The following is a 20580-nucleotide window of genomic DNA, read 5'->3' on the forward strand; positions in this document are numbered from 1 at the left end:
GGGAGCGGACCGGGAAGGACACCACGTCTCCTCGAGCCCTGGCCCACCCGGGGCTGGGGGCCGGCGTCCGTGGGCTCGACGGAGCGGCACCGGCGCGGGGGACGTCGCCGGCACCGGTCTTGGTGCGCGAAGGTGAATCGGTGGAAGCGCATCCGTGCAACGCGTCGGATCGCAAAGATTTCGAATACCGACGACCGGGGCAGCGGCGCTGGGCCGAACGGCCTAGGGCGCCCGCGTTGCCTAGGACTTCGCCGAGAACTTCGCTTCGGGAGTCGCTGCAGGAGTCGTCGCTGGGGTCGTCTTCGGGGTCGCCTTGGCGGGCGCGCCCGGGCCGGTCACCTGGTCGTGCCCGTGCGGCTTCTGGACCTTCTTCTTGTGCAGCTGGGTCTTCTCGGGGGCGGGCGCTAGCCCGCCCCCCTGGTCGTCGTCGCCGTTGTCGCCGTTGCCGTTCCTGCTTCCGTTGTCGGCACCGTTTCCGTTGTCGTTCCCCTTGTCGTTCCCTTTGTCCTGGCCGTTGTCGTTGCCCTTGCCAGGGGCCGGGTGGGAACCGCGCGGCGCGGAGTTCTTCGGGGCCTTGGGTCCGTTGCCCGGGTCGAGCGGCGGGGGCTCGACGCCGAGACTCGCGGTCGGCTTGCCGGCGGCCGGCGTGTCCTTGCTCCGGGGGTCGGGCGGCAGCGCGCTGCGCATCTTCGCGATGTCGGCGCGCAGCCGGTCCGCCGAGTCGGGATCGTCGACCTTGTCAGCAAGGTCGTCGGCGGCCGCGAGCAGCTGCTTGGCTTCGTCGTAGCGGCCGTCGTCGGCGGCCGTGCGGGCGTCGGCGACCGCGCGGTTGGCGTTGTCGAGCGCGATGCGCGACTGCGCCATGTCGCCGTACACGATCCGCGTGACCGGCCACAGTGGACTGTCCGGGTTGGCGTACGCCGCCGCGGTCATCACGCCGCCGCTGAGCATGGCGACCGAGGCGGCGATCCCGACCGAGGCGCGGGCGGCGCGGCGTTTAGCACGTCGACGCGGCGGGCCGGTGACGGCGTCCAGCAGCCGCGAGTCGGGCGGACCGACGATCGGGAGGCCGAGCCGCCAGGCGGACAACATCGCCTCGATGTCGCCTTCATCGCGCGGCCGGATCCGCTCGCCGCGCCCGATCCGGTCGAGCAGACGGTCGTCGTTGCGCACGGTGCGCAGGTCCGGATCGATCATGCGACCACCTCGTCGGCCGTATGCGCGCGGGCCCAGCTGCGCAAGCGGGCCATCGCGCGGGACTGCGCCATGCGGACCGCGGCCGGGCTCTTGCCGATGACCGCACCGACCTCCTCGGCGGAGAGCCCGGCGGCGACGCGCAGCACGATGATCTCGCGCTGGGAGTCGGTGAGGTCGTCGAGCAGCGGAAGCAGGCGGCGGGACATATCTGCGGTGACCGCTTTGTCTGCGGGGTCCCAGCCGTCGTCGATGGGCTCGGGGATGGTGTCGATGGGGCGTGTCGGGGCGGTCGCGGCAAGCCGGTGCGCGTCGGCGACCTTGAAGGAGGCGATGCGGTAGACGAACGCCGTGAAGGGCAGCCCGCGTTCCTCGTACCGGGGGAGTGCCTCGAAGACCGCGAGGCAGACGTCCTGAGCGACGTCGTCCGGCGTCTGGTCCCCGCGGCCCAGTGAGCCGAGATGTGCCCAGCAATATCGCAGCACGCCGGGCCGGATCCGTTCCAGCAACTCGGCGGCCGCCGCGGGGTCACCCCGTCTTGCGCGCCGCGCGAGCTCGTTGTCGCGCGTCACCACCTCCCCAGCCTAACCATGATCACCGTGGTTCACGTAACGGTGGCGCGCCCGGCGCGGCGCACCCGCGGCCCGCGATACGGTCGGCGGCGTGAGCACCGACCCGCAGCACCCGTACAGCCCCGCCGTCATCGCCGCCGGCCTCGTGTTCGTGTCCGGCTCGTTGCCGGTTCGGCCGGACGGAACGGTGGTCTGCGGTGGCCGGGCGGCGGTGGACGCCGCGCTCGAGTCGATGAAGCAGCGGATGGCCACGGTCGGCGCGCGGCTCGAGGACGTGGTGAAGCTGACGTACTTCGTCACGGATCTGAGCCTGCGCGACGCCGCGAACGAGCAGTACCTCGAGCTGTGGCCGGAGCCGCGGCCGGCCCGGACGGTGGTCGGCGTGGCGGCGCTGCCGCGGGGGTGCGAGGTCGAGATCGACGCGGTCGTGAAGGCGCCCTAGCTGATCTCCTCGCTGATCTCGTCGCTCAGCTCCTCGCTGATCGCCTTGCCGACGAGGTCGACCGCGCTGCGGGCCGGGTCGCGGGCGGCGCTGTTGTAGACCTGCTCGGTGGTGTCGACGCTGGTGTGCCCCACGTCGGCCTGGACGTGGACGAGCTGGGCGCCCGCCTCGACCGCGGTGGTCACGTAGAAGTGGCGCAGCGCGTGCGGGTGCAGGGTGTCGGCGAGGTCCGGGTCGCCGGTTGCCCTGGCGAGCCTGCGCAGCAGCTGCCAGACCGACTGGCGGGTGAGGCGGTTGCCGGTGCGGGTCACGAGCAGGGGCGTGCTGGTGCCGCGCGCGCCGCGGCGGGCGGGCAGGGTCGTGGGTTCGGTCAGGTAGCCGGCGAGGGCGCGTTCCGCGGCCGCGTGCAGGTAGACGACTCGCGTCTTGCCACCCTTGCCGGCGACGCGCAGGGCCCGGCGGCCACGGGTGACGTGCAGGTCGGCGCGGTCGAGGTCGCAGAGCTCGCTGACGCGCAGGCCGAGGGTGAACAGGGCGACGACGGCGGTGGCGCGGGCGGTGTCGGTCGGGCCGGCGCCACGGCGGGGCCGGGCGGCGGCGGCGTGCAGGGCGCGGACCTGCGCGCGGGTGAGGACGATCGTCGAGCTGGTGTTGCCCGTGGGCCTGGCGAGGCCGAGCCTTCGCCGGTTGAGGGCGGCCGGGTTGCCGGCGGTGAGGCCGGTGTCGGCGAGGTGGCTGTAGAGGGCCTTGACGGTGGCCAGCATGCGGTCGCGGGTGGCGACGGCGGCGCCGGCCTGGTCGAGGTGCTGGAGCCAGGTCTTGACGTGTGCGGAGGTCGCGGCGCGGGGGTCGGTGCCGTGGGTGGCGCACCAGCGGAACCAGTGCAGCTGCCGGAAGCGGCCGCGGGGTGCCGGTGGTGGGCCCTGCTTCGCCGGGCCCGGTTGGAGCGTGGCCGCGTACCGGGCGGCGGCGGCGCGCCAGTTCTCGTCGCGGATGTCGAGCCAGTCCTGGAGGTCGGCGCGGCTCGTGGGTAGGCCGAGTCCTTCGGCGTAGGTGCGGCGGGTGCTCCGGTTGCCGTAGCCGCCGAGCCAGTCGGCGATCGCGTTGAGCAGTCCCGCCGGGTCGTCCACCGACGGCCACGGGTCCGGGTGTCTGGCCAGCTGCGTCACGCCGCTCAGCTTAGCTACAAAAGCTCACTTCTGTAGCGCAAGTATGTTGTAGATATCGAATCTCTAACTTGTGTTAGCGGATACTCAACCCACTAGTAGGGTCCTAGATCATGGAAGATGCGGTGGAAGCGGACATTTCGGGCCTCTGTGGGTTCAGCCGGTGCCGGGCTCCGCTGCCCGCGCCCGGGCCGAAGGGCGGGCGGCCGTTCGCCTACTGCCCGGACCGCTCCTGGCCTGGTGGCAAGACGTGCAAGCAGTTGGCCGCGGCCCAGGAGGCGCTGGCCGAGGCGCTGGGGGAGGCCGGCAGCACGGAGGTCGTGTCCGCGACCACGACGTTCACTGCGGCCGCCGAACAGGTGACCGGCCCGCTCACGTCGTTGCTGTCCGCGGCGGAGAGCCTGCGTGGCACGCTCGCCGAGGAGGTCTCGGCCGCGACCGCCCGCGCGGAGCGGGCCGAGGCCGCGGCGGCCACCGAGCGAGGCCTGCGCGAGGCGGCCGAGTCGGCGGCGGCCGAGACCCGCGCCACCGCCGAGACGACTGTCCGTGAGACCCGGGCCGCGGCGGACGCCGCGATTCAGGAGGCCCGGTCGAACGCCACGTCGGAGATCCACCTGGCGCGAGCGGCCGCCGAGGCCGACGTGCAGCTGGCCCGGACCTCGGCGGAGACGGAGATCGAGCGGATCCGCGAGGATGCGGAGGCCAGGATCCAGGAGGCCCGCGAGTCCGCGGCGGCCGAGATCCAGCGCATGCGCGACGAGGCGGACCTGAAGGTGCTCGAGGCGCGCGACGCCGTGGAGGCGGCCGAGTCGCAGACCGAGCGCCACCGCTTGGACCGCGACCGCGCGAGGGCCGAAGCCCGCGCGGCCCGCGAGGCGGCCACCCGCTCCGACCTGGCCAAGGCGCGAGCCGAAGGCAGCGCGGCGGCGGAACGCGACCGCGCCGAGGCCGCCACCCAGACGCTGGCCACCGTGACGGCCGACCGGGACGCCGCCCGGGCGACCGAAGCCCACCTACGCGAGGAACTAGCCGAGGCGAGAGCCAAGCTGGACACCCACGCCACCCACCTGGCGAAGGCCGCCGCGGACCTCACCACGACCACCCAACGGGCCGACACCCACGAACGCCGCCTCGCCTCGCTGCGCACCGCCCTGCTCGACGACAGCGCGGAGGACCTCCGCACCCGGCTACTGGCCGTCCTGCTGGACCGGTCCTCAGTGGACCAGGCGTAGGCGAGGGCGCTGGTCGGAGAGGCCGACCAGCTCGCGGAGGCGGGGGAGTCCGATGTGGAGGGATGCGGCCAGCCGGGGGAGCGGTAGGCCGTGCTCGGCGGCCAGGTCGACCGCGCGGCGGAGTAGGGCCGGCTGCTCGCCCGGGTAGTCCGAGGTCACCGGCTCCTCGGTACGCCAGCCCAGCGCGGTCAGCGTGGCCATCGTGCGGCGGACGGTCGACTCGGCGTACACGCCCAGGTCCTTGCCCCGGTACACGAGCGCCGCCACCGACACGCCGTAGCCGTCGGCCAGCTCCTTCAGCGCCGGCACGGACACCGGGGCCGGTAGCAGCGGCCGGACCTCCGCGGCCGGCATCAGGAACTCCGCCGCGAACGCGTTCGCCTGCCGTTCGTGGGTGGGGGAGCCGGGCGAGGGGTCCGGATGGAGCAGCAGGTGGCCCAGCTCGTGCGCGACGGAGAACCGGCGGCGCATCGGGTTTCCCTTGTCCGACAGGGCAATCATGGGCCGGCCGTGCAGTGCGGAGGAGAACGCGTCGATCGTCGTCGCGTCCACCGACGGGAGGCGGGCCACGACGATCCCGCGCGCCTCCAGGTTCCGTACCAGGTGCGCGACCGGCCCCGGACCGAGGTCCCACGCCTTGCGCACCGTCTGCGCCGTCCGCGCGACCGAGCCGTGCGGGATCCCCAGCGGCAGGCCGAGGTCGACCGGCGGCAGCTCGATCACCTGGTCCAGCGCGTCGGTGATCTCCCACAGCAGCTCCACGTGCGCGAGCGCCTGCTGCCGCTGGACGGCGGTCGTCGCGCGCAGGGAGCGGAAGTGTGCCTGCGTCGTGTCCAGCCGCAGCTGCGGCCGCCCCACGCCGAAGAACCCCACCGGCATGTCCAGCGCGACCGCGCACCGGGCGAGGGTCGCCGCGCTCGGCCGGGACTGGCCAAGCTCGTACTGCGACACCGCGGCCGCCGTCCGCTCGATCAGCGACGCCAGCTCGCGCTTGCGCAGCCCCGCCAGCTCCCGGGCCATCGTCAGCCGCGCGGGAGCGAATGCTCGCGCGACGGCGGCGGCACTCGACGACACGACGACCCTCCCGCATGGACTGGAAGCGAACATGCGCCATCGTCGCCGAGCACTCAGCGTGGCGCGAACCGGGTGATCTGCGACTACTCCGAGGCGGCCGGCGCCTCGCTCCGTGGTCGCAGGGGCAACGTCGGCTGGGTGGCGGGACCGAACGCGTCCTCCGCACGCGGTACCGGTACCGCGGTACCGGCCAGCAGCTCGCGCAGGTTCACGCACCAGTCCCACTCGATGTGGTTGTCGTCGGAGAGCATGCCCTGACCGGCCCACAGTCCGGTGAGGCCGAGCGCCTCCGTGCCGTGCCACGGCAGGAAGAGCAGCTCGCGCCCGGACAGCCAGGCCTCGCGCCTGCTGATCAGCCCCTCGTGGTCGCCCGCGCCGAACAGCTCGCGACGCAGGTCGCTCGCGTCGCCCAGGGAGCCGTCCGGTCCGGCCGGCATCAGCAGCTGGTACATGCCGACCCGCGGCAGTTTGAGGAGCACCGACTGGAACGCGGCGTCGACCTCGAGGCCCGGCAGCTCGCCGGTGAGCGAGCCGGCCGTGCCCCGCAGGAACTGGTAGCGGTCCGTGCCGAAGCTGGTGTTGTTGCGCCAGCTGCCGCGCGGACCGGTGCGCCCCGGCTGGAAGCTCGCGGCCGCGTCGTGCGCGTCCTGCAGCCAGGCGCTGATCGTCGCGACGAAGTCGGTCGCCGGCAGCGGGTGGAGCAGCGTCGTGAGCCGCTCCACGTCCCGCGGATCGTTCGACACGTGCCGCTCCTCTTGATCGCCGGGCCCGTCAGGTGATCGCGCACTTGATTTTGGCACCGGAATCCGCCACGCCGGGGGAGGCGGGGAGGGCGTGTCGGCTCAGACCGGAACGGTCACCATCGTCTTGCCGTCGGTGGTGACCACCTCGACGGACTTGACCGTCGACGGGTCCACCAGCGCCGTGCCGTCCAGCGCCGTGCCCTCGGCCTCGCCGACCTTCGACACGCGCCAGCTGCCGGCCAGCACCGGCTCGCCGACCTTCGGGACGACCCGCAGCTCGCAGTTCAGGCCGGCCTGGATGCCGCTGACGTCCGCGTGCAGCGAGACCCAGCCCATCTTCGGGACGAGCGTCACCGCCATCGTCGCGCCGGTGCCCGAGTCGGTCGCCCGCGCCTGCCTGGCGTTCTCGGGCACGGTCGTCGTGGGGCCGCCGGCCACCTGCTGCGGCGCGGTCTGCCGGCCGATCAGGACGCCGCCGCCGAGCGCCACCGCGAGCGCCACCGCCGCCGCGACCGTGATCATCGCCGGGCCCAGGCGGCTGCGCCGCTCCGGTCCGGGCGACTCGGCGCGGGCGCGCCGCAACGTCTTCTGCAGCAACAGGTCGCCGCCCGCGGGCGGGCCGTCGAGGAATGCCTCCGGCGGCACCTCGTCGAGAGCCAGCCGCAGGTTGGTGTACTCGCGGACCTCGAGCTGGCAGTCCGGGCAGCCGGCCACGTGGGCCTGCACCGCGTCCTGCTCCGCCGGATCCAGCCCGCCGAGGGCGTACGCGGCCAGCAGCGAGGGATCGTGCTCGACGGGGTGGTTCATCGCGCACCTCCCTTGGCTCCCTTGGCCTTCGCGCCCAGTGCCGTGCGCAACGCGCGGACCGCGTGATATGTCCTGGATTTCACGGTACCCGGGGCGATCTGCAGCGCAGCCGCCGTTTCGTTGACCGTGTGGCCTCTGTAGTACAGCTCGACGATCACCGCACGGTGCTCCGGGGTCAGCTGTTCGATGGCGCCGAGCACGGTGATCGTGTCGACCACCTCGTCGGCGTGGTCGCGTGCCGGCGTCGGGATGTCCACGGTCTGGTTGACCTCGGTCGGCCGCACCGCGCGGGCCCGTGCCCGGTCGGTGATGATGTTGCGGGCCACCGTGAGCAGCCAGCCCCGCACCGAGCCGATGCCGTGCTCGAGGTCGTCGGCGTGCTTCCAGGCGCGCAGCAGGGTCTCCTGCACCACGTCCTCGGCGGCCGCCCGGTCGTTCGTCAACCGGATCGCGTAGGCGAGCAGGCTGCGCCCGTGCTCCTCGTAGAGGGTGCGTATCAGGTCCTCACCGGGAACCTGTTCCGCACGAGCACGCCGCGCCTTCCTGCTTGGGATCGCCACGCTTGCCATCACCTGCCCGGAGGTCAGTTCACGAGGGTGCGCCGCAGCAGCCCGTGCGAACCAGGCCGGGCCTCGATCGACGAGCAGGGTACTGGACAGGGATGCCGTCACGACCATCCACACGAGCAGACGGTGCGAACGGTTCATTTCCGTTCCTAGCCCGCATGGGTGATCCTTCCGCCGAGAACCGTGGCGACGATCGGCATGTCGCGCAGCTCGTCCGGCGGCAGATCCCGCAGGTCACGCCCGGTGATGACGAGATCCGCGCGGTCGCCGACCGCCACCGTCGTCCGGCCGCCGGCGCTCGCCGCGAGCGCGGCCGGCAGCGGCAGGCTCTGCTCGGGGTGCCAGGGCTCGCGGCCGTCGTCGGTGCGGGTCACCGCGGACGCGATGCCGTCCCACGGGTCGAGCGGGGCGACCGGCGCGTCGGAGCCGAACTCCAGCCGGGTTCCGGCCTTGAGCAGGTCGGAGTAGGCGAACGCGCGGGCGGTGCGACCGGGCCAGAGCCGCTCGGCGACGTCGCGGTCGTCCGGCGCGTGGGCGGGCTGGACGCCGACGGTGACGCCGAGCTCGGCGAAGCGGGGCACGTCTTGGGACGCGATCAGCTGGGCGTGCTCGATACGTCGGTCGGCGACGTCGACGCCGGCGAGCGCGTCGAGCGCGATGCGGTTGGCCGCGTCGCCGATCGCGTGCAGGGCGGGGGAGATGCCGGCCGCCGCGGCGCGCTCCAGCAGGGCCGCCAGCTCCTCCTCGGTCACGAGCTGCTCGCCCGGGTACTCGTCGTCGGGGAAGTCGCCGGGGTAGGGATCGTGGCACAGCGCCGTGCGGGTGTTGAGCGAGCCGTCGATGAAGATCTTGAGCGGGCCGACGGTCAGCAGCCCGTCCGAGCCGGGGACCTCCGCGCCGGTGCGGTGGCCGCGCTCGATGGCCTTGTCGAGCACGAACCGCGCGATGACGCAGCGGATCCGGGTCGACGGCGGCCGGATCGCGAGCCGGCGTGTCCAGTCGGTGACCGTGTCGGCGTACTCGTAGTCGGCGATCGCGGTGACCCCGCGGGCGGCGGCCGCGTCGGTCGCGTCGAGTACCCACTTGTCGGACTCGGCCGGGTCGGGGGTCGGCAGGGCGGCGGTGGCCGCCATGGCGTCGTCCTCGATGAGCACACCGGTCGGGTGCTCGCGGCCGACGAGCGTGAGCGCCTCGGAGTTGAGCCACACGGCGTGTAAGTCGTTGCTGAACACCGCCACGGGCCGGTTCGGGAACGCGCGGTCGAGCAGGTCCTTGTGCGGCGGGACGCGCCAGAACGTCTCGTTGTAGTGCGCGCCGGCGAGCAGGCCGGTGTCGCCGGGCGGGCCCTGCGCGGCGACGAGCAGCTCGACGGCGTGCACGGCGGACCGCGCGCCGGCGACGGAGATCCGCTGCCGGATGCCGGCCCACTGCAGCATGTGCGCGTGCGCGTCGACGAGGCCGGGCAGCAGCGTGCCGCCCCGTCCTTCGATCACCTCGACGCCTTCGGGCAGCGCCTCGACGGGGTCGATCGCGGTCACGCGCCCGCCCTCGACGCGCACGTTCGCCCGCCGCCCGGTGAGCCCGATGGAGACGTCGCGAAGCAGAAGTGGCTTGTGCATCCGCGCCAACCTACCGCTCGCGGTCCGACCACGTGACGCGAGACACCACTGACCTCCTGTGAGCAGCCCTAACGGTCGCCCGCGGGTCGGCGACTGTCGAATTGGTCGGGAGAGCAGGAGGAGTCATTACATGTCGCAGACCAACGGTGCCGTCGACACGTGGGAGATGGTCGTCGTGCACAAGGCCTTCCGACGGGAGTTCGGCCGCGTGGCCGGGTTGATCAGGCAGGTGGCCGACGGCGACCGCCGGCGGGCGGAGATCGTGGCCGATCACATCGCGTTCCTCACCGACGGGCTGCACCATCACCACACCGCGGAGGACGAGGTGCTCTGGCCGATGCTGCTGGACCGCGTCGGCGAGCTGGACGGCGAGCTCGTGCACCGGATGGAGACACAGCACGAGACCGTCGGGACGCTGATCGCGCGCGCGAACGAGCTGCTCCCGCGGTGGCGCGCGCGGGCCGACAAGACGACCGGCGAGGAGCTCGCCAACGTCTTCGAGAAGATGTCGGTCGCGCTGAACGAGCACCTGACCGACGAGGAGACCGAGATCCTCCCGCTGTGCTCGAAGTACCTGACCCAGGCCGAGTGGGAGTCGCTCGGCAAGCGCGGGCAGGAGGGGCTGCCCAAGGGCGCCAAGGCGTTCGTGGCCCTCGGCGGCATCCTCGAGGACGCCACGCCGCAGGAGCGCACCCGCTTCCTCGCCGGCATCCCGCTGCCGGCCCGCGTGCTGTGGCGCGTCGTCGGCAAGGGCATCTACCGGCGGGAGCTCGCCCGCGTCCAGGGCTAGCGGCCCTCCCACACCGGTGGCCGCTTCTCGGCGAACGCGCGGGCACCCTCCTTGGCGTCCGCCGAGGCGAACACCGGACGCAACAGCTCCCACTGCATGTCGAACGCCTCGTCGGGCGGCCAGCCGCCCGACGAGGCGATGATCTGCTTGCTGGCGGCGATCGCGAGCGGGCCGTTGCACACGATGCGCGCGGCCAGCTCGCGTGCACCGGCGAGCGCACCTCCGGGCGGGGTGAGCCGGTTGACCAGCCCGTACCGGTGCGCGTCGACCGCGGAGAGCGGGTCGCCGGTCAGCGCGAGCTCCATCGCGATCTGCCGTGGGATCCGTTGCGGCAGCCGCAGCAGCCCGCCCGCGGCCGCCGCCAGGCCACGCTTGACCTCCGGAATGCCGAACCTCGCGTCCTCGGCGGCGACGACCAGGTCGCACGCGAGCACGACCTCGCACCCGCCCGCCAGCGCCCAGCCCTCGACCGCCGCGATCATCGGCTTGCGCGGCGGTGTCAGGCAGATCCCGGCCAGGCCGCGCCCGGGCAGGGTCGCGTCCTCGCCGCGCAGGAACGCCTTGAGGTCCATGCCCGCGCTGAACGTGTCGCCCGCGCCGGTGATGATGCCGAGCGTGATGTCGTCGCGAGCCTCCAGCTCGTCGACGGCCTTGGCGACGCCGACGGTCACCGCGCGGTCGATGGCGTTGCGCGCCTCCGGGCGGTTGATCGTGATCACCGCGACCCGGTCGGCGAACTCGGTCAGCACGACGTCGGACATGGCTCCTCCTCGAACGCGGGACCGTCGATCGGCGGCTACCCATTCTGGGGCCGCTCGGAGCCGTCCGCGGGTCAGCCGCCGTTGACCAGCTGGATGTAGTAGTCCCAGTTCCAGTTGGGGCCCGGGTCGGTGTGGTCGTTGCCCGGCACCTCGCTGTGGCCGACGATCCCGGTGCGGTCCTTCGGGATGCCGTAGGTGTCGCACAGCCACGACGTCAGCGCCGCCGACGAGCGGTACATCGCGTCGGTGAACCACGACGGGTCGTCGATGAAGCCCTCGTGCTCGATGCCGATCGAGTACGGGTTGCCGCTGCGCGCGTGCCACGCGGTGTCCCCGTCGGCGACCATGTGTGTGATCTCGCCGTCGGCCGAGCGCACCACGTAGTGCGCGCTCACCTGTGCGTCCGGGTTCTGGAACCAGCTGATGGTCCCCGCGTACGAGCCTTCGGTCACGTGGATGACCACCGTGGTGATCGCCTGGCTGCGACCGGCGGAGTAGTTGGCCGGGCTGGCCGGGGTCCAGATCGCGTTCGGGTAGTCCTGCGCGTGGACGTCACCGGAGACGTCGTCCAGCGCGCGGACGTTCGCGAACCGGCCGAGCTCCGGCTCGACCGCCTGGGACGCGACGACCACCCGCTCGCCGCCCGGCTTCGCCGTGACGCCGGACGCGAGCAGGTCGTAGACGGTGTCGGCGTACATTCTCGCCACCCGGTCGTCGCGCGCCCCGCCGTACGCGGCGACGACGGGATACCAGGCGCCCAGCCGGTCGCGCGCGGCACCGTCCAGGCCCTGCTCGTCGGCCAGCGCCCGGAGCACGGCCGCGCCGCCGCGGACGTTCGCCGCGGTCTCGGACCGCAACGCGGCGGCCGGCAGCTCGGTGAGCTCGGCGGCCTGTTCCAGCGTGTGCCGCGCCGGGTTGCTCACCAGGTGCATGACGCCGAACCCGTTGTCCTGGCTGGGTTTCCCGTCGTGACCGTCCAGGTGGGACTCACCGTAGCCGACCGCGACGACCAGGTCGCGCGGCACGTCGAACTCCGCCGCGGCGGAGGCGAACGCGTCGTTCAGCGCACCGCCCGAGTGCGGGTCCTGCTGTCCGGTCGCGGGCCCGCCGGTGACTACCGCGGCCGCCACGACGGCCCCGGCGATCGCCGCGACGCCGCCGATCTTCATCGTCTTGCGCATCGTCGGCCCCTACTGTTCCCGGCCGGCCTGGAAGCCGCCGACCTCGGCGAGCATCTCCTGTGCCTTGCCCTCGGCCTGGTCGTAGCGCTCCGGGCAGCACGAGCGCTGCACGGTCTGTGCCAGCAGGCCCGCGGACAGGTCGGGGTAGAGCGGCTCGTTGTGGATGGCCTGGGCGAAGAACTGGGTCGACGCGTAGTTGACGTCCATGATCTGTTCCGGCGTGCCCCAGCCCTGGCTCGGCCGCTGCTGGAAGACGCCGAGCGAGTCCGCGTCGCCGCACGGCAGGTTGTTCATGTGCGACTCCACCCAGCCGGCCTCGAAGGCGGCGAGCATGACCTTCGGCGACGCGCCCATGTCCATCCCGACCTGGTGGACGGTCTGGGTGACGGCGAGGTCGCGGTCCGCCGGGATGCTCGGGCAGTCGAGCGGGCCGATCTTGGCCGGCACGTGCCCGCCCGGGACTGCCGCGGCCGGGTTGGCCGGCTCGGTTTCCGGGCTCGCGAGCGCGGCAGTGGCGACCAGCCCCGCGGTCGCGACGGCCGCGGCCAGCGCGAGCGCGAGCCGGCGTGCGGGAGTGAACATGGTCATCGGTGATCCCTCGCTACGTACTGACTGCAGGTGGTCACGCTCAGTGTCGATTGGGCGCCAGATGTCCGATACCGACGAATGTCGGTGTGAAATTCACAGAAGTGGATCAGGGCGTGACCGCCGGGAAACCGCTTGGCGTCCGGGCGGCGGATGGGCAGGATCCGCGCATGACCGACGCGCGCGAGGCCATCGACCGGCACCTCGAGACGATCACGGACCGGGATCTGGACGGCTACGCGGCGACGCTGCACGACGACGTCGTGCTGGTGTTGCCGACCGGGACGACGTTCGCCGGCAAGGCCGCGGTCGTCGGCTTCCACCGTGAGTTCTTCGCCGATCCGGACTGGTCCCAGGACCTCACGGAGAAGACGACGACCGTCCGCGAGGACGTGGCCCGCGCGTTGTTCGAGGCGGACTACCGCGACGTCGACGGCGACGGCGCGCCCGTCCGCCAGCGGTTCCTGCTCGGGCTCGTGTTCACGCGCGTGGACGATGAGTGGCTGCTCCTGCACGACCAGTGCACGCCCGTCTGACGGCCCAACCTGTGCCGAGTCGGTGGCCCGGCCGCGCTCGCGCCTCGTACCGTGCTCCCGGACGGCTATGTCGGGGACGCCGTCGGATGAGCGAGGCGCAGCGTGACCAGCGAGGCGGCACGTCCGTCGGAAGCGGTCGAGGTCGGGTTGCCAGTGGACGAGACCGACCTCGTCCTGTTGCGTGCCGCCGCCAGCTCGCCGTCGGTCGCCGAGGCGGCCCGCACGGTCGGCCTCCCGCCGAAGGTCGCCAGCCGCCGGCTCGACCGGCTCGAGCACCGGCTGCATCTCGTGCTCCTGCACCGCCACGACGACCGGGTCGCGGTCAGCCCGGCCGGCCGCCGCGTGCTCGCCGCGGGCGCGTCGCTGCTCGCCGCGATCGCCGCCGCCGCGCAGACCACCATCGACGTCGCGGCGGGCGTCCGGCCCGGCCTGCCCGGCCTGCGGCTCGCCGGGTTCGGCACGAACTGGGACACGTTCGCCGACGACCTGGCCGCCGGCCTGCCCGGGGTCCTGCTCGAGCTGACCGTCGCCGAGCCGGCCGAGGCCGCGGAGCTCTACGACCGCCGGCTGGTCGACCTCGTCTATGCCTGGCAGGTGGGTGAGCCGCTTCCGTTGGCGCGCCCCGCGCACAGCCTCGCGGTCCTCGACGAGCCGCTGTGGGTGGCGCTGCCGGCGACGCACCCGAGCGCCGCGGACGCCGCCGTCCCGCTGGGGCACCTGGTCGCCGACCGCTGGCTCACCGGCACCACCGATCTCGCCGGCCGGCTCGTCCGCGCGGCCGGCGCCGGCGCCGGCTTCGTGCCCCGGGTCGGCGAGCCGGTCTGCTCGGCACCCGCGGCCCGCAGCATGGTCGCCCAGGGCCTCGGCGTCACGCTCGTGTCGCCGCTGGCCACGCTGCCCGGGCCCGGCGCGCGCATCGTGCACCGGCCGCTGACCGACCCGCCACTGCGCCACCACGTGCTGCTCTTCGACCCGGACCTCGTCGACGACCGGGTCGCCCGCCTCGTCGTGCACCGGCTGCGCCGCCAGTACGCGACCGCCGCGGCCCGCCGCAACCCGGCCTACCGCACGGGCCCGGGCTTCCCGGTCCCGCGGCCGGACGCCGACGACCCGGCCGCGTCGCTGACCGCCGACCCGGCCCTGCTCGCCGGGCTCCGTGTGACCGGCCGCCCGATCCCCGCCGGCCGCCTCACCCTCGACGACGTGCACCTGCTGCACGCGATCGCGGCCACCGGCAGCCTCAACCGCGCGGCCCGGGTGCTGCTCGTCAGCCAGCCCGCCCTGTCCCGCCGGGTACGCAGGCTGGAGGAGACGCTCGGCACGGCGCTGCTCGTCCGCAGCAACACCGGCTCGTCCCTCTCGCCCCTCGCCGGCGCGCTGCTGGGCCAGATATCCGGCGCGGTGGCGGCGTTCCGCGCCGCGCTGGCGCCGCACCCGCGCCACGGCCACTGAAAGTTCGGGTGCGCGGCGCTGGACCTGCTGCACGCCGAACGCGGCCTGGACATCCCGGTGCATGTGGACGGTGCGGCGGGCGCGATGATCGCCCCCCTCGCGGCACGGATAGCCGACCTGGGCCCGTCCCGCCTGCTGACCGACGGGAGCGAGCTGCCGGTGTTCGCGTTCACCGTGCCGGGGGACGGGTTCTCGGCCTTCGACGTGTCCGCGGCCCTGCGCGAACGCGGCCGGCTCGTGCCGGCTGCGTGCCCAGACCGCACCGGTGCGGGGCACCGAGGGCGCCTCCTTCTCCCACGGCGCCCAGCCCGGCCACGGCTGAGCCGCTCGGGCTCGCCCGGGCGGAACGCGACGATCGGATCTTGACGGTCGCCGGACGGAGTGGTCTGATCGACGTGAAACTTGTTCACGTTTCGGTCGTGGCCATTCGGGAGGCCGTGATGTCCCTGCTCAAGCGTTCCCTGTTGGCGGCTGGAGTGGCCGTCACGCTCACCGCCGCCGGCGTGCTCACCGCGGTGGCCGCGCCCGACTCGGAGGCCGCCGCACTGCCGACGGCCGCCGTCGCGCTCGGTGACAGCTTCATCAGTGGCGAGGGCGGGGGTGACTACCAGCCGGTGACCGACCTGAACGGGGTCTCGCAAGGGTTCCCGGGCTGGGACGCCCCCAACGACAACGCCTTCTTCTGCCACCGCTCCGCCCATTCCTCGCTCCTGCAGGCGAACCTCGCCGGCATCCAGGACCGCTTCAACCTCGCCTGCTCCGGCGGCCAGCCGCACGACATGGCGAACCCCTCCGCGAGCCGGGACAAGGGCCGGCTGGTCACGGCGCAGCTCGACCAGCTCCGCGCCGTGGCGCAGACGCACGACATCGACCTGGTGCTCGTCGGGCTCGGGTCGAACAACGCCTCGTTCACGTTCGGCGACGCGGCGTCCGTGTGCGCCAACCGGTTCATCGCCGACGCGTGGGTCGGCTGGTGGGAGTTCTGGGCCGGCGACCCGCCGCAGGAGCCGTGCGTCATCTCCGACCTGGCCACCGACGCGGAGTTCGCCGCGGGCACCGCCGAGACGACCGACGCGCTGCGCGGCCTGCTGACCACGCTCGACGAGGTCGACGCGGACGGCCGGCACCGCATCGTGTTCCAGGACTACACGAACCCGCTGCCGCAGGACTACGCCGAGCGGTACTTCACCGAGGACGGCCGCGCCGACGACCGGGACAAGTTCCGCGCGCTCGGCGCCGAGAGGTACGCGGCCGGCTGCCCGGCCCACCGCGCGAGCCTCGCGGCCGGTCACCTGTTCTCCGAGGGCCTCGGCCGCCTGGTCGCCGCCACCCACTCGACGCTCTCCGCCGAGTTCCCCGGTGCCGACCTCGTGTTCCTCGACGTCCAGCACGCGTTCGACGGCGCGCGGCTCTGCGAGCAGGACGGCAGCCCGGACAACGCGCTCGCCACGCCGATCCGGCTGCAGGACGGGCCCACCGGCGTGCCGGTGACGAGCCTGGCCGGCAAGGACAAGATCGCCGTCCAGCGGATCGCGCAGACCTGCGTCGACCACTTCCAGACCTGCCAGGAGTCCTGGCATCCCAACGTGAACGGGTACGCGGTGCTCGGCCAGTGCCTGGCCGGCGCGGCGACGACCGCGAGCCGTGCGGTGGCCTGCGCCCGCCAGCCGGACGGAGCCGTTACGGTTCGCTGACCCGCGGCGAACTCCTCCCATGAACGCCGTGTGGGGGAGGTCGCGATGAGGTGGCGGACGCTGGCGCGGATGTACGGCAGGACGTCGACGGAACGCCTGCCCCGGCTCGCCGAGGCCGTCGCCGAGCTGCGGGACAAACCGTCGCGCTCGAAGGCAGAGGAGGTCCGGTACGCCGCGACCCTGCAGCTCTTCATGACGGAGCTGCGCCTGGCGGGCAGGCGGGCGGAGGCGATCCGGGCCGGCACTGAGGCGCTCGACGTGGCCCGGGCGCTCGACGCTCGCTCGCCGGGCCGATTCCGCGCCTTTCTGGCACAGTGCCTCGTCACCCAGGCGGACACGCTCGTGCCGGACATACCGGAGTCGGCCGGCGAGGTTCGCCTGCTGACCGGCGAGGCGATCGACCTGTTGCGGCCGTGGCTGGAAAACCCGCCGCCGGCACGTGCCCGGCTGGTGGCCACCGCGTACGGAGCGCGCGGGCATGCCGAGCTCGGGGCGGGCGACGTGGCCGCCGCCGAGCCGATGCTGTGGCGGGCGTTCGACGCCGCCAGACGAATGCGCCGGCGCGACAGGCTGATCCCCGGGCAGCTGGAGTGGCTCGCCGGCGTGGTGGGTGCGCTGGCGAGGTGCAGCCAGGCCAAGGGCGACATGGCCGAGGCCGACCGGCTCGCGACGAAGTCGCGCGAGCTGGCGGAGGCCGGCAAGGCCGTTCGGCTGGCGGGCAAGGAGATGTGGGCGGCGGTGTCGGAGGTAGGCGACGTCCTGCGCGGGCGCACCGTGCGGGCGTCGGATGCCGATGGCGGTCCCTCCGCGCCGTAGCTAATTCGGTTGCCCGCTCGCCGGTCGTCTGGTCTCCTGATCCGGCACCGCAGGCGACCGAGGAGAGGAACATGCGAGCAGCTGTCGTGTCCACCCCATCTGGCCTTTCCGTCTACCCAGAGGACATGACGCTTGAGTCGCACCCTGAACTTGGGGATCCTCGCCCACGTTGACGCCGGCAAGACGAGCCTGACCGAGCGGCTGCTGCACGCGGCCGGGGTCATCGACCACGTCGGCAGCGTCGACGACGGCAGCACCCAGACCGACTCCCTCGCCCTGGAACGCCGGCGCGGTATCACGATCAAGTCCGCCGTCGTGTCGTTCCACCTCGGGGACAACACGGTCAACCTCATCGACACGCCCGGCCACCCGGACTTCATCGCCGAGGTGGAGCGGGTCCTGAGCGTGCTCGACGGCGCGGTCCTCGTGATCTCCGCCGTCGAGGGCGTCCAGGCGCAGACGCGCGTGCTCATGCGCACGCTGCGCCGGCTGCGGATCCCGACGCTGATCTTCGTCAACAAGATCGACCGAGGCGGCGCGGACCCGGATCGAGTGCTGCGCGCGATCGCGGACAAGCTCGTCCCGACGATCGTTCCGATGGGGACGGTCACCGCGCCCGGCACCCGTGCCGCCGGGTACGTGCCGCACCCCGGGCCGCCCCCAGGGCTCGCCGAGGTCCTGGCCGAGCACGACGACGCCCTGCTCGCCGCGTACGTCGACGACGAGCCAGCGCTGTCGCCCGGCCGGCTCCGCGCCGAGCTGGCCGCGCAGACCGCGCACGCGTGGGTGCACCCGGTGTACCTGGGCTCGGCGATCACCGGTGCGGGTGTCGGCGAGCTGAGCGACGGCATCGCGTCGCTGCTGCCCGCCGCCGCGGGCGAGCCGGACGCGCCCGTGTCGGGCACGGTGTTCAAAGTGGAGCGTGGGCCGGCGGGGGAGAAGATCGCCTACGTCCGCATGTTCGCCGGCACGATCCGGCTGCGGGACCGCGTGCGGTTCGCGGCCGGGAAGGAAGGCAAGGTCACCGCGGTCGCCGTGTTCGCCGACGGCACGACGGAGGTTCGCGATGCCGTCGTGGCGGGGGAGATCGGCAAGCTGTGGGGGCTCGCGGACATCCGGATCGGGGACGCGATCGGCTGCCCACGAGAGGGTGCCGGGCACCACTTCGCGCCGCCGACACTGGAGACCGTCGTCGTGCCCACCCGATCGGCCGACCGCGCGCCGCTGCACGTGGCGCTGACGCAACTCGCCGAGCAGGACCCGCTCATCAACCTGCGGCTCGACGAGGTGCGGCAGGAGATCTCGGTGTCGCTGTACGGCGAGGTGCAGAAGGAGGTCATCGGTGCGACGCTCGCCGACGAGTTCGGCCTGGCCGTGTCGTTCCGCGAGACGACCACGATCTGCGTGGAGCGGCCGGCCGGCACGGGTGCGGCCTACGAGCTGATCGGCAAGGACACCAACCCGTTCCTCGCCCAGGTGGGCCTGCGGGTCGACCCGGCGCCGCGGGGCAGCGGCGTGGAGTTCCGGCTCGGGGTGGAGCTCGGCTCGATGCCGTACGCCTTCTTCAAGGCGGTGGAGGAGACCGTGCACGAGGTGTTGCGGCAGGGGCTGCGCGGCTGGCAGGTGCCGGACTGCGTGGTGACGATGACGCACTCGGGTTACTACCCGCGGCAGAGTCACGCGCACCAGAAGTTCGACAAGAGCATGTCGAGCACGGCCGGCGACTTCCGCAACCTCACGCCGCTGGTGCTGATGACCGCGCTGCGGCGGGCGGGCACGGTGGTCGAGGAGCCGATGCACCGCTTCCGGCTGGAGATCCCGGCGGACACGCTGGGCGTGGTCCTGCCGGCCCTGACCCGGCTGCGGGCCGTTCCGGCGGCGCCGCGGCCCGCGGGCGCGGCCTACGTCGTGACCGGCGACGTCCCGGCGGGCGCGGTGCACGAGCTGCAGCAGATGCTGCCGTCGTGGACCCGGGGCGAGGGCATGCTGGAGTACGAGTTCGACCACTACCAGCCGGTCGCCGGCGCGGTGCCGAGCCGCCCGCGCACCGACCACAACCCGTTGGACCGCAAGGAGTACCTGCTCCAGGTCCAGCGGCGGGTCGTGGGCGCCGGGGCGCGCTGACGAACGGGCGGGCAGGGACCGAACGATCGTCCGGTGGGGTCGTCAGTCGCCGTTTGCGACCGTTCAGCGCGTCCTGAGCTCGTGGATCCGCACGCGGGCGTCGCGGTAGCGGTCGATCGCCCAGCGGAACGGCCTGGGCACCAGCTGCGTGACCAGCGCCTCGCGCTCCTCGGCCGCCCGCTCGCGCTCGGCCTCGAGCTCGTGCAGCAGCCCGGCCAGCGCGTAGATCGCGGCGTCCAGGGTCTCGGCGTCGCCCACGTCGTCGGGGTGCCGCGGCTCCGGCCCACCGGTCGCGGGCAGCAGGTCGTCGAGGTCGCCGGTGACCTCGTAGCCGGCCTCGCGCAGGGCCTGGGCCATCTCCTTGCTCTTCTGCAGCACCCAGTCCTGGTCCTCGGCCGGCAGCCGCAGCGGTACCGCGCCGGGCCGGGCGGCGAGCACGTTTACCGCGAGCAGGTTCTTCACCAGCCGCTGGTACACCGGCCAGGGCAGGTCCTTGACGACGAGCTCGTTCACCCGCCGCACGACGTTCGTCTCCACGACGCCCATCGACGGGTTCCGGACGTCGACCTCGACCGGCCGGTTCGCCGGGTCGGCGCCGACCGTCTTCGCGAACCGCTGCCACAGCTCGTCACGGGCGGCACCGCGGGGGACCGTCACCACGTGCACCCGCTCGGCCGGCAGGTCGCCCGCCCAGTTGCGCAGGACCACGGGCAGGTCCTGGTAGCTCCAGAACGTCCTGGCGAAGAAGGGGTCGATCGAGTCGTCGAGCCCGCGCAGCGAGCGGGTGAACTCGCCGAACGTCAGCATGCCGCAGTTCTTGACGTCCTCCTGCCACACCGCGGGCACCTGCCGGGCGAGGTCACGGGTGGTCAGCAGGACGTGCACCTCGAGGCCGGCGAGCGACTGGAGGGCGCGCTTGATCGCGGCGGGCGAGGCGCTGCCCAGCATCTCGTGCGAGATGATCGACGTGCCCGGCCAGTTGCGGACCTCGGTGACGAGCCGGTCCCACGCGCCCGGGACCGCGGGGTCGACGTGTCCGTGCCAGACGAGCTCGCGCAGGTCCTGCGTGGCGAGGAAGTGCGCGTCGTGCCGGTCGCCCGGGTACAGCACGCCGGCCTCGCGCAGCGCGTCCCGGTTGGACCAGAGCACCTCCTGCAGGTAGGTGGTGCCCGTCTTCGGCGAACCGATGTGCAGGAACACGCGCTGCCGCGCCATTGCCACCCTTC

At 73.2% G+C, this 20580-nt stretch carries 20 protein-coding genes and 1 pseudogene; 9 read left to right on the forward strand and 12 right to left on the reverse strand.

Annotated elements, in window-relative coordinates; translation table 11 throughout:
* Nucleotides 1–240: 240 nt before the first annotated feature.
* Nucleotides 241–1197 carry a hypothetical protein gene (locus VH969_RS14605; RefSeq protein WP_331974282.1) on the reverse strand — a complete coding sequence of 319 codons (957 nt, stop codon included), beginning with the start codon at nt 1195–1197 and terminating at the stop codon, nt 241–243.
* The gene (locus VH969_RS14610) at nt 1194–1769 is read right to left on the reverse strand and encodes a sigma-70 family RNA polymerase sigma factor (protein WP_331974284.1); all 576 of its coding nucleotides are present in this window, start codon (nt 1767–1769) and stop codon (nt 1194–1196) included. Before VH969_RS14610 ends, VH969_RS14605 begins: the two co-directional genes overlap by 4 nt.
* Before the next feature lie 88 nt (nt 1770–1857).
* On the opposite strand from VH969_RS14610, the gene VH969_RS14615 reads away from it, so the two are divergent.
* Nucleotides 1858–2208 (forward strand): RidA family protein, encoded by a 351-nt coding sequence (locus VH969_RS14615; protein ID WP_331974286.1) that lies wholly within the window; start codon nt 1858–1860, stop codon nt 2206–2208.
* Here the strand turns inward: VH969_RS14615 and VH969_RS14620 are convergent.
* Nucleotides 2205–3377: a tyrosine-type recombinase/integrase gene (locus tag VH969_RS14620; protein ID WP_331974288.1), complete on the reverse strand. Its 1173-nt coding sequence runs from the start codon at nt 3375–3377 to the stop codon at nt 2205–2207. The two genes, VH969_RS14615 and VH969_RS14620, sit on opposite strands and share 4 nt — an antisense overlap.
* A gap of 110 nt (nt 3378–3487) precedes the next feature.
* Here VH969_RS14620 and VH969_RS14625 point away from each other — a divergent pair, with 110 nt between their 5' ends.
* Nucleotides 3488–4606, forward strand: a complete 1119-nt coding sequence (locus VH969_RS14625; RefSeq protein ID WP_331974290.1) for a coiled-coil domain-containing protein — start codon at nt 3488–3490, stop codon at nt 4604–4606.
* Here VH969_RS14625 and VH969_RS14630 read toward each other — a convergent pair.
* The 5 genes from VH969_RS14630 to VH969_RS14650 form a co-directional block, all read right to left on the reverse strand.
* The gene (locus tag VH969_RS14630) at nt 4589–5680 is read right to left on the reverse strand and encodes a helix-turn-helix domain-containing protein (protein ID WP_331974292.1); all 1092 of its coding nucleotides are present in this window, start codon (nt 5678–5680) and stop codon (nt 4589–4591) included. The genes VH969_RS14625 and VH969_RS14630 overlap by 18 nt on opposite strands.
* An 83-nt stretch (nt 5681–5763) precedes the next feature.
* Nucleotides 5764–6423, reverse strand: coding sequence for a hypothetical protein (locus VH969_RS14635; RefSeq protein ID WP_331974294.1), 660 nt, complete (start codon nt 6421–6423; stop codon nt 5764–5766).
* Between the two features lie 99 nt (nt 6424–6522).
* Entirely contained in the window at nt 6523–7230 is a 708-nt protein-coding gene (locus VH969_RS14640; RefSeq protein WP_331974296.1) for an anti-sigma factor family protein, read from the reverse strand.
* Nucleotides 7227–7784 carry a sigma-70 family RNA polymerase sigma factor gene (locus VH969_RS14645; protein ID WP_414638512.1) on the reverse strand — a complete coding sequence of 186 codons (558 nt, stop codon included), beginning with the start codon at nt 7782–7784 and terminating at the stop codon, nt 7227–7229. Before VH969_RS14645 ends, VH969_RS14640 begins: the two co-directional genes overlap by 4 nt.
* Before the next feature lie 161 nt (nt 7785–7945).
* On the reverse strand, nt 7946–9415 hold the full coding sequence (locus VH969_RS14650) for an amidohydrolase (protein ID WP_331974300.1): 1470 nt from the start codon (nt 9413–9415) through the stop codon (nt 7946–7948).
* A 130-nt stretch (nt 9416–9545) separates the two neighbouring features.
* On the opposite strand from VH969_RS14650, the gene VH969_RS14655 reads away from it, so the two are divergent.
* Nucleotides 9546–10205, forward strand: coding sequence for a hemerythrin domain-containing protein (locus VH969_RS14655; protein ID WP_331974302.1), 660 nt, complete (start codon nt 9546–9548; stop codon nt 10203–10205).
* Here VH969_RS14655 and VH969_RS14660 read toward each other — a convergent pair.
* The 3 genes from VH969_RS14660 to VH969_RS14670 form a co-directional block, all read right to left on the reverse strand.
* Nucleotides 10202–10966 carry a crotonase/enoyl-CoA hydratase family protein gene (locus tag VH969_RS14660; protein ID WP_331974304.1) on the reverse strand — a complete coding sequence of 255 codons (765 nt, stop codon included), beginning with the start codon at nt 10964–10966 and terminating at the stop codon, nt 10202–10204. The two genes, VH969_RS14655 and VH969_RS14660, sit on opposite strands and share 4 nt — an antisense overlap.
* Before the next feature lie 71 nt (nt 10967–11037).
* Nucleotides 11038–12147 (reverse strand): N-acetylmuramoyl-L-alanine amidase, encoded by a 1110-nt coding sequence (locus VH969_RS14665; RefSeq protein WP_331974306.1) that lies wholly within the window; start codon nt 12145–12147, stop codon nt 11038–11040.
* A 9-nt stretch (nt 12148–12156) separates the two neighbouring features.
* Nucleotides 12157–12735 carry a hypothetical protein gene (locus VH969_RS14670; protein ID WP_331974308.1) on the reverse strand — a complete coding sequence of 193 codons (579 nt, stop codon included), beginning with the start codon at nt 12733–12735 and terminating at the stop codon, nt 12157–12159.
* A 167-nt stretch (nt 12736–12902) separates the two neighbouring features.
* Between VH969_RS14670 and VH969_RS14675 the strand changes: the two genes are divergently transcribed.
* The 6 genes and pseudogenes from VH969_RS14675 to VH969_RS14700 all read left to right on the forward strand — a co-directional run bounded on the left by VH969_RS14675 (nt 12903) and on the right by VH969_RS14700 (nt 19354).
* Nucleotides 12903–13268 carry a YybH family protein gene (locus tag VH969_RS14675; RefSeq protein WP_331974310.1) on the forward strand — a complete coding sequence of 122 codons (366 nt, stop codon included), beginning with the start codon at nt 12903–12905 and terminating at the stop codon, nt 13266–13268.
* A 102-nt stretch (nt 13269–13370) separates the two neighbouring features.
* A complete protein-coding gene (locus VH969_RS14680) occupies nt 13371–14720 on the forward strand; it encodes a LysR family transcriptional regulator (RefSeq protein WP_331974312.1) in 1350 nt (449 codons plus the stop codon).
* 12 nt (nt 14721–14732) lie between these two features.
* A pseudogene (locus VH969_RS14685) lies at nt 14733–14966 on the forward strand (hypothetical protein); the annotation flags it as partial.
* A gap of 173 nt (nt 14967–15139) precedes the next feature.
* The gene (locus tag VH969_RS14690) at nt 15140–16414 is read left to right on the forward strand and encodes an SGNH/GDSL hydrolase family protein (RefSeq protein WP_331974314.1); all 1275 of its coding nucleotides are present in this window, start codon (nt 15140–15142) and stop codon (nt 16412–16414) included.
* A gap of 45 nt (nt 16415–16459) precedes the next feature.
* Nucleotides 16460–17230 carry a hypothetical protein gene (locus VH969_RS14695; protein WP_331974316.1) on the forward strand — a complete coding sequence of 257 codons (771 nt, stop codon included), beginning with the start codon at nt 16460–16462 and terminating at the stop codon, nt 17228–17230.
* A gap of 132 nt (nt 17231–17362) precedes the next feature.
* Nucleotides 17363–19354: a GTP-binding protein gene (locus VH969_RS14700; RefSeq protein ID WP_331974318.1), complete on the forward strand. Its 1992-nt coding sequence runs from the start codon at nt 17363–17365 to the stop codon at nt 19352–19354.
* Between the two features lie 63 nt (nt 19355–19417).
* Here the strand turns inward: VH969_RS14700 and VH969_RS14705 are convergent, their stop codons facing one another.
* Nucleotides 19418–20569, reverse strand: a complete 1152-nt coding sequence (locus tag VH969_RS14705) for a hypothetical protein (protein ID WP_331974319.1) — start codon at nt 20567–20569, stop codon at nt 19418–19420.
* Between the last annotated feature and the right edge of the window lie 11 nt (nt 20570–20580).

The organism is Actinophytocola sp. (genome assembly GCF_036555685.1).
In the GTDB taxonomy this organism is placed as follows: domain Bacteria; phylum Actinomycetota; class Actinomycetes; order Mycobacteriales; family Pseudonocardiaceae; genus Actinophytocola.

Excerpts from the sequence above, each read along its gene's own strand:
- VH969_RS14650 (WP_331974300.1), bottom strand. The coding sequence starts at position 9,415 with ATGCACAAGCCACTTCTGCTTCGCGACGTCTCCATCGGGCTCACCGGG.
- VH969_RS14665 (WP_331974306.1), bottom strand. The coding sequence starts at position 12,147 with ATGCGCAAGACGATGAAGATCGGCGGCGTCGCGGCGATCGCCGGGGCC.
- VH969_RS14605 (WP_331974282.1), bottom strand. The coding sequence starts at position 1,197 with ATGATCGATCCGGACCTGCGCACCGTGCGCAACGACGACCGTCTGCTC.
- VH969_RS14675 (WP_331974310.1), top strand. The coding sequence starts at position 12,903 with ATGACCGACGCGCGCGAGGCCATCGACCGGCACCTCGAGACGATCACG.
- VH969_RS14660 (WP_331974304.1), bottom strand. The coding sequence starts at position 10,966 with ATGTCCGACGTCGTGCTGACCGAGTTCGCCGACCGGGTCGCGGTGATC.
- VH969_RS14625 (WP_331974290.1), top strand. The coding sequence starts at position 3,488 with ATGGAAGATGCGGTGGAAGCGGACATTTCGGGCCTCTGTGGGTTCAGC.
- VH969_RS14640 (WP_331974296.1), bottom strand. The coding sequence starts at position 7,230 with ATGAACCACCCCGTCGAGCACGATCCCTCGCTGCTGGCCGCGTACGCC.
- VH969_RS14670 (WP_331974308.1), bottom strand. The coding sequence starts at position 12,735 with ATGACCATGTTCACTCCCGCACGCCGGCTCGCGCTCGCGCTGGCCGCG.
- VH969_RS14705 (WP_331974319.1), bottom strand. The coding sequence starts at position 20,569 with ATGGCGCGGCAGCGCGTGTTCCTGCACATCGGTTCGCCGAAGACGGGC.
- VH969_RS14655 (WP_331974302.1), top strand. The coding sequence starts at position 9,546 with ATGTCGCAGACCAACGGTGCCGTCGACACGTGGGAGATGGTCGTCGTG.
- VH969_RS14695 (WP_331974316.1), top strand. The coding sequence starts at position 16,460 with ATGAGGTGGCGGACGCTGGCGCGGATGTACGGCAGGACGTCGACGGAA.